Source organism: bacterium, assembly GCA_037131655.1.
In the GTDB taxonomy this organism is placed as follows: domain Bacteria; phylum Armatimonadota; class Fimbriimonadia; order Fimbriimonadales; family JBAXQP01; genus JBAXQP01.
The window spans coordinates 1-2,182 of the sequence record JBAXQP010000384.1; the positions used below are offsets into that span (position 1 = coordinate 1).

A 2,182-nucleotide genomic window follows, 5' to 3' on the forward strand; every position below is an offset into this window, starting at 1 on the left:
TGATTTAACGTCTTCGATCAACAAAGCTGCAGCCTTCTCTCTAAGCTCATCCGGCAGAAGACCCATTTTCAACGCCAACACATAACACGTCTGAGAGCCATTCCCTACTTCGCCATTCGGACGCACATAGGCTTTGATGAACGCTTTTTTGATATTCTGATAAAGCGTTTCGTGCTCTTCGGCTTCTTTTTCAAGCCCTAATATTCTGGCAATTCGGGTCATGATCCACGCATCATAAGCCCAAACGGCAGTTGCCAAAACATCCCCCGGCGTTTTAGCGCCGCCAGGCACCCAATCGCCATAATCGCCGCTAAGCTTTTCGCGCCAAAGATAGTTCGCATTGAACTTCTTGATATGCGCAATCCACTTGACCATCGATGGGTAATGCACCTCAAGAATTCGAGTATCGCCGTACATGAGATAAAGCGTCCAGGGAATGACAACACCGGCATCAGCCCATGCAGGGGTACCTTCGCCCGGATAACCCGGCACTCTTGGAGCAATACTGGGCCAAACACCCTCGGGTGAAAGCGCATCATCCATGTCGCGCATCCACTTGGTATAGAACCCGCCCATGCTCATATTGAAGCAGGAGGTCATGCAGAACACATTGGCATCACCCGTCCAGCCCATTCGCTCATCACGCTGCGGGCAGTCGGTCGGAATACTATAAGTGTTTCCCCGTTGGCTTCGAATAATATTACGATAAAGCTGATTGACCATCTTATTCGAGCACTCGAAATTGCTCACCACAGGTGCTGCAGTATGAGAAACGCAACCTTCAACCGCGTCCAAACTCGGTTTGCCGGGGAAACCTGTGATCTCAACATAGCGAAAGCCGTGATAGGTAAAATGAGGCTCGTAAAATTCTATGCTATCACCTTTAAGAGTGTAGTAATCAGTCTGTGCGGCTCTTCGAAGGTTCTCGGTATATATATTTTCAGTCCCAGGAATAAGCGCCTCGGCAAATCGCATTCTAACGGCTGAACCGGCAGGTCCGCTGACTTTCAACCGTCCCCACCCGACCATATTCTCGCCCATATCAAACACATAAACCCCTTCGGACGGGTTCATCATACGTATTGGCTTAAGTATCTGGGTGATTTGAACAGTTTCGCAAACCTGCGCGCTGATTTCGAGTTGATGGGGAGGCATAACTTCAGCCTTCTTCCACTTAGAGTCATCGAAGTTGACGGAATCCCATCCTGACTGGTACAACCGAGCATCATAGATTTCGCCATCATATAGAGTCGACTTAATGATTGGCCCAGTGGACACTTTCCAACTCTCATCCGTGACAATCGTCTCGAGGGATCCGTCCGTATACTCGACCCTTATTTGAACCAATAACCGAATAGGCGGCTCCCCGAATGAGTAGGTATTAAGCGTATCTCCCAACTCACTGCCGTACCAACCCAAACCTAAAAACGCTCCCACAACATTATCGCCTTGAGTTAGTTGAGAGGTGATGTCATAAGTTTGATAGGTCGCGCGTTTTTTGTAGTCGGTGAAGTCGGGAGTGAGAATATCATTGCCAACTCGCTTGCCATTAAGTTGCAGTCGGTAGCTTCCCAGCGCAGTCGCATAGGCGCGAGCTGATTTTATTGGCTTGCAAAGGGTAAAGCATTTACGGAAGATGGGGTTCGGCTCCTGCTCACCGTCTCTAGCAATCCATTTGGCTTTCCAATCAGCCGGTTCCAAAAGCCCCATTTCCCAATAAGCAGTCTCACTCGGCTCAGAAACAGTCCCTGCGCTATCACAAACTCGCACGTTCCAATAGCACTTCTGATAGGAGGACATTGGCTTTCCGCCATAGACGATTTGCGCAGTCAGGTTCGATTTCACCTGTCCGCTATCCCATCGATAGGCGCTGCCAGATAATAATAGTTCAGGGGTTGAGGCAACCATTATTTGATAAGAAGTTTGCACTTCACCACTTTTATCGGATGAAACCAGCCAGGACAAACGAGGCTTATTTATATCGATCCCCATGGGATCGGATAGATATTCGCATTTCAGTTCAACCGGAGCCTTAAGCGCGCTTTTTGAACCAGTCACTGCAACTATCGTCAATAAAACCAGGCACATAATAAAAGGCGCACCGATAAGACTTGCAGCTTCAACTTGACTAATCGTTGCCGCACCGCATGGCAGAGTTCCCAGCAAACCGGCGGCTATAAAT

The 2,182-nt window shown here is 48.8% G+C and carries 1 protein-coding gene; it reads right to left on the reverse strand.

The window, feature by feature from the left end:
* A partial coding sequence (locus tag WCO51_12730) for a family 78 glycoside hydrolase catalytic domain (GenBank protein ID MEI6514118.1) occupies window positions 1-2,182 on the reverse strand: 2,182 nt, incomplete at both ends.